The organism is Polaromonas sp. (assembly GCF_010365105.1).
Lineage (GTDB): Bacteria > Pseudomonadota > Gammaproteobacteria > Burkholderiales > Burkholderiaceae_C > Polaromonas.
Map to the genome: position 1 here is coordinate 22,555 of NZ_JAAFGZ010000043.1, position 7,061 is coordinate 29,615.

Genomic DNA, 7,061 nt, shown 5'->3' on the forward strand with positions numbered 1-7,061 from the left:
GCTATGCTTGCGGCCATGGGTGAATTTGACTTGATTGCACGCTACTTCACGCGCCCCACGCCGCGCGCGGCGCTGGGCGTGGGCGACGACTGCGCGCTGCTCCAGCCCGCACCGGGAACGCAGCTGGCGATTTCCAGCGACATGCTGGTCGAGGGCCGGCATTTTTTTGCCGATGTGGACCCAGCCGCGCTGGGCCACAAGGCACTGGCGGTCAACCTGAGCGACCTGGCTGCCTGCGGCGCCACGCCAATGGCCTTCACGCTGGCGCTGGCGCTGCCCGGTGTCAACGAAACGTGGCTGCAGGGCTTTTCGCAAGGCCTGCTGGCGCTGGCAGACGCCCACGGCTGCGAACTCGTCGGCGGCGACACCACACAAGGGCCGCTGAACATCTGCATCACCGTGTTTGGCGAAGTGCCGGTGGTTCATGGCAAAAGCCAGGCGCTCCTGCGTTCGGGCGCCCGGGCCGGCGACGATGTGTATGTCAGCGGCACGCTGGGCGATGCGCGGCTGGCGCTCGAAGCACTGCGCGGCCACATCGCCCTGCCGGCCGAATTGCTGGCGAAGGCCCGGCAGCGGCTGGAGCGGCCGACACCGCGCGTTGCGCTGGGCCAGGCGCTGCGCGGCGTGGCCTCGGCAGCGCTGGACATCAGCGACGGCCTGCTGGGCGACCTGCAGCATCTCCTCAAGGCTTCTGGCGTCGGCGCTACGCTGGACACCTCTATTGCTATCCATTTGCTAGCTGACTGCGCTCACACAGCCTGCGGAAAAGACCTTATTTCCTTTGAAAACAGACTGGAACTCGTGCTGGCCGGCGGAGACGACTACGAACTCGCCTTCACCGCCCCGGTGTCGGCACGCCAGGCGGTGCAGGCTGCAGCGCGCCAGGCCGACACGCCCGTGACACGCATCGGCTGCATCGACGCTGAACCCGGCCTGCGCCTGCAGGACGCCGAAGGCCAGCACCTGTCGGGCGCGTTTGCTTCCTTCGACCACTTCGCCTGAACCCGGAAACCCGCGCATGACCGATCTTCCCCTGTCGCCCTTGTCGCCCCTGCCCGCCAGCGCCGGCCCCCGGCAGCCCACCGCCAAGTTCATGCTGGCGCATCCCGCGCATTTCATGGCCCTGGGTTTTGGCTCGGGGCTCAGCCCCTTCGCCCCTGGAACCGCCGGCACGCTGTGGGCCTGGCTGTCCTTCCTGGCGCTGCAGCGCTGGCTGTCGCCGGCAGCCATCGGCTGGCTGATTGCCGTGTCGATTCCGCTGGGCTGGTGGGTCAGCACCGTCACCGCGCGCAACCTGCGGGTGCTCGACCCCGGCAGCATCGTCTGGGACGAGATCGTCGCGTTCTGGGCGGTGCTGTGGCTGATCAATCCGGCCGGGCTGTGGGGGCAAGCCATTGCTTTTGCGCTGTTTCGCTATTTCGATGCCGCCAAGCCCGGCCCGGTGGGCTGGGCCGACCGGCTGTCGCACGGCGTGGACCCGGCCACGAACCGCAACGCCTGGGGCATTGCCGGCTTTGGCATCATGTTCGACGACCTGGTGGCCGCCGGCTGCACGCTGCTGGTGATTGCGCTGTGGAGGTTTTTTGCATGAGCAATTCGCTATCGAAAAAAGAGCTTTACGCGCCCGAGCAGCCTGCGCTAACGGTCGATTTAGCTGATATTTTGGAAAAAAAGGGCTGGCTGATGGCAACCGCCGAAAGCTGCACCGGCGGAATGATTGCGGCGGCCTGCACCGACCTGGCGGGCTCCAGCAACTGGTTTGAACGCGGCTTCGTCACCTACTCGAACGCCGCCAAATCCGAACTGCTGGGCGTTGATGCAGCGCTGATCGAACGCCACGGCGCCGTCAGTGAAGCGGTGGCACGGGCCATGGCGCAGGGCGCGGTGGCGCGCTCGCATGCGCAGGCGGCGGTGGCCGTGACCGGTGTTGCCGGACCCGGCGGAGGCAGCCCCGACAAGCCCGTCGGGACGGTATGGTTCGGCTGGACCACGCCAGCCGGCACGGTCACTGAAATGAAACGCTTTGACGGCGACCGCGCCAGCGTGCGCCAGGCCAGCGTGGTCCATGCGCTGATGCGGCTGCTTGAACTGCTGACTATGCCGGCCTGAGCCGGTCGCTACTCGAACGCCGTCACGCTGACGCCGTTCTTCTCGGAAAACGCCTTCAGGATGCCGGCAAGCTGCGCATCCTGCAGCGTGGTGGTCAACTCCACCAGCTTGTTGTTAACGCCCCGGTGGCTGTCGCTGACCAGCACCTCGGCTTCGCGGTCCTGCGCCGCCAGCAATTGCTGAAGGGTCGCCTGCAGCGAGTCCATCACTTCGTGCCGCTGGGCTTTGCTGCTGCTGGAGTCGGCGGTGTACTGGACGTCGAACGAAAAATTGGTTTTCTGGGTCATGGCGTTCAGCGCGCGTTTTCAAGCTTGGCCGACAGCGTGATTTCGGGCACGCTGGCCAGCGCCTTGGACAGCGGGCAGGCCTTCTTGGCTTCCTCGGCAATTTCCTGAAACTGGCTTTCGCTGATGCCCGGCACCACTGCGGACAGCGTCAGCGCAATGCGGTCGATCACAAAACCGTCGCCCTCTTTAGCCAGGCGCACCTTGGCCTCGGTATCGACCAGTTCGGTGGCAAAGCCGGCCTTGTCGCAGGCAAACGAGAACGCCATGGTGAAGCAGGCCGCATGCGCGGCGCCCAGCAGTTCCTCGGGATTGGTGCCGCGCCGGTCGTCCTCGAAACGGCTGCCAAATCCGTAGGGATAGGCCTTGAGCGCGCTGGTTTCGGTGCTGATCTGGCCCTGGCCCTTTTTGCCCTGACCCTGCCAATGGACGGATGCGGTTTTTTCAGTCATAACGATGCCTTTTTTTGGTTGCAAGAGAGCGCACAAGCGCGCCAACATACCAGTGTGCGTCGCAGCTTGCGTTCAGGGCGTCAGACAAGACCGCAAACGCCGCTTGAAGGCTTCCTACAGCCGGCGCGCTCTGCCCGCTGGCGAAAGCCTGGCTTTCAGCGGTCGTCGCCCGTGTCAAGGTTCTTCATCTGCCAGAGCATGCGCGCCAGTTCGGGCTTCAGGACTGCCCGCGCACGGGCGTCCAGCCCCGCCAGGCTGCCAGCCAGACTCAGCGCCTGCGGGGAAATTGGCGCGCCCTTGCGGGCAAAGACGATGCTGTTGCTCTTTTCCAGCGTCACGATCTCGACCGCATTGCCGCCAACGCTGCGGCGGATGCGCTCGAACAGCAAGGGGTAGTCTGGATGGTCGTAATGCAGGTTGACCACCAGCACGCCGCCGTCCGGCAGGGCCGCCAGGCAGTCGTCGTAAAAGCGCTGGCTGCACAGCGCAGCGGGCTGGCCATCCGGGTCAAAGCCATCGACCAGCAGCACGTCATAGCGTGGCGCCTGGGTGTGCAGGTACAGCGCGCCGTCAGCCGCAAGGACCTCGAAACGTGCGTCGTCAGGCGGCACCTGGAAGTCGCTGCGCAACGCGATCACATGCGGGTTGATCTCCAGCACCGTCATGCGGCTGGCGGGCAGGAAGCGGTGGCAGAACTTGGCGATGGAGCCGCCGCCCAGTCCGATCATCCCAATGTGCCCGGGAGCCGGATTGAACAGCAAAAACCCCATCATGGTGCGGGTGTAGTCCACTTCCAACCCACACGGGCTGTCCAGGCGCATGCGGCTTTGCAGTTCGCCCAGCGTGAAATGCAGCGACCGGGACGCGCCGTCGTCGAGCACGAAAGGTACTGCATAGTGCATCGAAAGGAAATCGCCCGGCAGCGGTTTATCAGTGGTCATGGCGCAGGGGCGGGGGCATCAGGGGCATCGGGTCTTTCTGGGGCACAAGGTCAGCGGGCAGGCGGCTGATTATCGGCGCGCCGCCCACGCCACGGGTGTGGCAGCTTGCGCGGGTTGCGCTTTGGTAGCAGACTGGCTGGACCGAAATCCACCCGCAGGAGGTCCGCATGACGCCAGCCAGCCCCGAACAATTCAAGGACGCCGTTCGCCAGGCGTGGGACGCATCGGCCAGCGGCTGGAACCAGCAGACGCCGGCGATCCGCAACTGGCTTGCCGCACCCACGGCGACGCTGCTGGATGAGGCGCAGATCGGCCCCGGCATGCGCGTGCTCGACATCGCCGCCGGCGCGGGCGACCAGACGCTGGACATCGCCCGCCGGGTAGGCGAAGGCGGCCGGGTGCTGGCCACCGACATTTCTCCCGCCATCCTGCAGTTCGCCAGCGAGAATGCGCGGGGGGCCGGGCTGCCTCAGGTGCAGACGCAGGTCTGCGACGCCGAGGACCTGCTGCCGGGTGAAACCGGTTTTGACGCGGCCGTGTGCCGGCTGGGCCTGATGCTCTGCCCGAATCCCCTGGGGGCGCTGCGCCAGATGCACCGGGTCTTGCGCCCGGGCGGACATGCCGCGGTGCTGGTTTTTTCCGAGCCACAGCGCAATCCGTGCATCGGCATTTTGATGACCACCGCGTGCCGGCATGCGGGCCTGGCGCCACGCGATCCGTTGACGCCGGGCGGGCTGCTGAGTCTGGGCAAACCTGGGCTGCTGCAAGACTATTTCAGCCAGGCCGGATTCACGGATGTGGCCACGGAGCGCATGCAGGCCCCGTTCCAGCTGCCGTCGGCGCGTGACTATCTGCACTTTGTCCGCACGTCGGCGTCGCCCATTGTGCAGATCCTGGGCCATCTGAACCCCGAAGCCCGTGAAGCGGCGTGGGCCGACATGGAGGAACAGCTGGAGGTCTTCCAGTTGCCGGAGGGCTGGGAAGGGCCGAACGAGCTGCTGCTGGCCCACGGCATGCGGCCGCTTGGTTGAGCGGGGAAAAGCGGTAGCTGGGACGCGGCTGCAGGGTCTTTTACTGCAACACATGACCGCCATGTGGCCGCCAAAAGAAATATTGCCCAGTCGACTTGCTGCACTGAGCGGGACTTACTCAGCCCTGCCGCGCCATCGGCTGCGCTGCCAGCCGCAGGCCCAGGGCATTCATCACCTTCAAGATGGTGGCAAAGCTGGGGTTTCCCTGCCCTGACAGCGCCTTGTACAGGCTCTCGCGACCCAGGCCCGTGTCCTTGGCCAGTTGCGTCATGCCGCGTGCGCGGGCAATGGTTCCCAGGGCCTTGGCAAGAAAGGCGGCATCGTCGCCCGCATCTTCCAGGCAGGCCGCAAAGTAGGCGGCAATGTCTTCCTCGGTCTTGAGGTACTCGGCACTGTCATAAGGGGTGGTTTTTGTCTTGCTCTCCATCATGGACTCCTAAAGGTTTTGCGCCAGTTGCAGCGCTCGCTGAATGTCCTTGGCCTGGCTGCTCTTGGGACCGCCAGCCAATAAAATCACCCAAGCGCCGCCACGCTCGGTGTAGTAGACCCGCCAGCCGCTGCCAAAGTGCAGCCGCAACTCACTCACCCCGGCGCCCACGGGAACCACGTCCCCGGGGTTGCCGTCCTGCGGGCGGTCAATACGCACCTGAATCCTTGCCCTGACCTGACGGTCGGACAGGGATTCAAACCACGCCTCGAACTCGTCGGTTTTCTCAAGCTGCTTCATGGCTTTACTGTATCCCATTTTATACAAAATAGGAGAAAACACCGACTTGCCCAGTCGCTTCCCCTAAAAATCCTGTGCAGGCATCACGCCATCAGCCTGAGCCCTGGCGGCAGTGATTCGCCGAGCATGCGGCGCTGGGTGGCTTCGTCGAGTTCGACTTTCCCGGCCACCATCGCCAGCCAGGGCGCGGGCGCGTGAATCGCCCTGAGCCGCGCCAGCACTTGCTCGCGCAGCGCAGGCGGCAGGTCGCGGGCGCGGTCGTCGGTGACGCGCGCCAGGTTGACGGCGGCAAAGGCGGCGGCTTCCAGGCGCTTCCAGTCGAGCGCCAGCAGGCGTTCGATCCAGGCCGAGGCGGTATCGGGCGGCACCACGTCGTGCGGGCTGCCATGAAAAGGCTCGCGCGTGCCGATGCGGCCCACCGCCCACAGGTACAGGCTGTCGTCGGCGCTGCTGTCATGGCGGGCGGGCGGCGCGGTGACGGATTGATTGATCCGCCGCAGCAGCCATTCGCCAATCTCGGCCTTGTAGGCTGACGGAATCCGCTCCAGCGACGCGCCCAGGCGCAGCATGTCGCCGGCGCTGCCGCTGACCGGCCTGGCGCCTTCCAGGCCGTCCGCGCCCTCCTCGCTGATCTGCAGGTTGAAGGCAAAGTCGTCCAGCAGGCGCAGCTGCCCGGCAGCGTCCAGTCCGCCGGCCACGCGCCGCCACAGCGTCCACCATTCGGCACCAACCTGGCGGTCGCCCGGATGCTGCACGCCCAGCGGCAGCAGCGTCCGGAGCTGCTGCACCCGCCAGGCGTCGAGCGGGTCGCCAAAGCCGGGGCGCAGGCCGTAGCCGGCCAGGTTCAGCCAGACGCGCTCATGCGCCGCGCTGCGGCGCCGGCCGCGTTCGCGCTGCCACAGCGCGTCGAACAGCTGGCGCAGCACCGGGGTGGTCCATTGCGCACGGTCGCCCAGCAGGCGTTCGAGTTGCGCGCGCAGCTGCGTGACCTCTTTCGGGCTGACGGGCTGCTTGTTGGTGCCAAAGATGCGGTCGATCCGGGCAATGGCCTCGGCCATGCGCGCTGCCAGCCGTGGGTCTGGCGCCTCGGGACCGCCTGCTTCAGCTTGCGGCTGGCGCAAATCGAACGCCAGCCGCCAGCGCTGGCTTGGGTCAGACAGAGCCACGCAGTGCAGTTCCAGCGTGCCGACTTCGGTCAGGGACGCAACCAGCTGCACGGCAATATCCTGCCGCGCTGGCTCGCCGCTGGCTGTTCCTGAATCGGCTGGATCACCCGGATCAGCCGCCAGCACCATGACGATGGGCGGCAGCCGCACCAGCGCGTCTTCGTCAAGCGTGACCAGTTCGCCAGCTTGCGCTAGCGCCTGGCCGGCGCCCTCGGCCACGGCGCTGAACAGCTGAAAGCGCACCGGCTGGCCGACGCGCAGGGCAAAGCTGCGGCCGGTCAGCAGCGCCTCGTGGCCGGGCTCGCTGCCGCGCGGCAGGATGCAGATGCCGCGCGCCTGGCCGGCATTGGC

General features: G+C 66.4%; 9 protein-coding genes and 1 pseudogene. 4 read left to right on the forward strand and 6 right to left on the reverse strand.

What is annotated here, in order from left to right; genetic code table 11:
• Nucleotides 1-15: 15 nt before the first annotated feature.
• From thiL to GZ092_RS19155, 3 genes are read left to right on the forward strand one after another with little or no spacing between them, the layout of a single operon-like run.
• Nucleotides 16-1,002: a thiamine-phosphate kinase gene (gene thiL / locus GZ092_RS19145; RefSeq protein WP_293638712.1), complete on the forward strand. Its 987-nt coding sequence runs from the start codon at nucleotides 16-18 to the stop codon at nucleotides 1,000-1,002.
• A 16-nt stretch (nucleotides 1,003-1,018) separates the two neighbouring features.
• Nucleotides 1,019-1,591 (forward strand): phosphatidylglycerophosphatase A, encoded by a 573-nt coding sequence (locus tag GZ092_RS19150; RefSeq protein WP_293638713.1) that lies wholly within the window; start codon nucleotides 1,019-1,021, stop codon nucleotides 1,589-1,591.
• Entirely contained in the window at nucleotides 1,588-2,109 is a 522-nt protein-coding gene (locus GZ092_RS19155) for a CinA family protein (RefSeq protein WP_293638714.1), read from the forward strand. The genes GZ092_RS19150 and GZ092_RS19155 overlap by 4 nt, the downstream gene beginning before the upstream one ends.
• A gap of 8 nt (nucleotides 2,110-2,117) precedes the next feature.
• Here GZ092_RS19155 and GZ092_RS19160 read toward each other — a convergent pair whose 3' ends face one another.
• From GZ092_RS19160 to GZ092_RS19170, 3 genes are all read right to left on the reverse strand, one after another.
• On the reverse strand, nucleotides 2,118-2,396 hold the full coding sequence (locus GZ092_RS19160) for a hypothetical protein (RefSeq protein WP_293638715.1): 279 nt from the start codon (nucleotides 2,394-2,396) through the stop codon (nucleotides 2,118-2,120).
• A gap of 5 nt (nucleotides 2,397-2,401) precedes the next feature.
• On the reverse strand, nucleotides 2,402-2,845 hold the full coding sequence (locus tag GZ092_RS19165) for an OsmC family protein (RefSeq protein ID WP_293638716.1): 444 nt from the start codon (nucleotides 2,843-2,845) through the stop codon (nucleotides 2,402-2,404).
• Between the two features lie 155 nt (nucleotides 2,846-3,000).
• Entirely contained in the window at nucleotides 3,001-3,786 is a 786-nt protein-coding gene (locus GZ092_RS19170; protein WP_293638717.1) for a transferase, read from the reverse strand.
• 167 nt (nucleotides 3,787-3,953) lie between these two features.
• Here GZ092_RS19170 and GZ092_RS19175 point away from each other — a divergent pair, with 167 nt between their 5' ends.
• On the forward strand, nucleotides 3,954-4,817 hold the full coding sequence (locus tag GZ092_RS19175; protein WP_293638719.1) for a methyltransferase domain-containing protein: 864 nt from the start codon (nucleotides 3,954-3,956) through the stop codon (nucleotides 4,815-4,817).
• Nucleotides 4,818-4,935: 118 nt separating this feature from the next.
• Here the strand turns inward: GZ092_RS19175 and GZ092_RS19180 are convergent, their stop codons facing one another.
• The 3 genes and pseudogenes from GZ092_RS19180 to GZ092_RS19190 form a co-directional block, all read right to left on the reverse strand.
• The gene (locus GZ092_RS19180) at nucleotides 4,936-5,244 is read right to left on the reverse strand and encodes an addiction module antidote protein (RefSeq protein ID WP_293638721.1); all 309 of its coding nucleotides are present in this window, start codon (nucleotides 5,242-5,244) and stop codon (nucleotides 4,936-4,938) included.
• Between the two features lie 9 nt (nucleotides 5,245-5,253).
• Nucleotides 5,254-5,544 (reverse strand): type II toxin-antitoxin system RelE/ParE family toxin, encoded by a 291-nt coding sequence (locus GZ092_RS19185; protein ID WP_293638723.1) that lies wholly within the window; start codon nucleotides 5,542-5,544, stop codon nucleotides 5,254-5,256.
• Between the two features lie 83 nt (nucleotides 5,545-5,627).
• Nucleotides 5,628-7,061: pseudogene (locus tag GZ092_RS19190) on the reverse strand (molecular chaperone DnaK); the annotation flags it as partial.

Bases quoted from the DNA above. Each gene is read 5' to 3' on its own strand.
- GZ092_RS19175 (WP_293638719.1), top strand. From the start codon at position 3,954: ATGACGCCAGCCAGCCCCGAACAATTCAAGGACGCCGTTCGCCAGGCG.
- GZ092_RS19150 (WP_293638713.1), top strand. From the start codon at position 1,019: ATGACCGATCTTCCCCTGTCGCCCTTGTCGCCCCTGCCCGCCAGCGCC.
- GZ092_RS19185 (WP_293638723.1), bottom strand. From the start codon at position 5,544: ATGAAGCAGCTTGAGAAAACCGACGAGTTCGAGGCGTGGTTTGAATCC.
- GZ092_RS19155 (WP_293638714.1), top strand. From the start codon at position 1,588: ATGAGCAATTCGCTATCGAAAAAAGAGCTTTACGCGCCCGAGCAGCCT.
- GZ092_RS19170 (WP_293638717.1), bottom strand. From the start codon at position 3,786: ATGACCACTGATAAACCGCTGCCGGGCGATTTCCTTTCGATGCACTAT.
- GZ092_RS19165 (WP_293638716.1), bottom strand. From the start codon at position 2,845: ATGACTGAAAAAACCGCATCCGTCCATTGGCAGGGTCAGGGCAAAAAG.
- thiL (WP_293638712.1), top strand. From the start codon at position 16: ATGGGTGAATTTGACTTGATTGCACGCTACTTCACGCGCCCCACGCCG.
- GZ092_RS19160 (WP_293638715.1), bottom strand. From the start codon at position 2,396: ATGACCCAGAAAACCAATTTTTCGTTCGACGTCCAGTACACCGCCGAC.
- GZ092_RS19180 (WP_293638721.1), bottom strand. From the start codon at position 5,244: ATGGAGAGCAAGACAAAAACCACCCCTTATGACAGTGCCGAGTACCTC.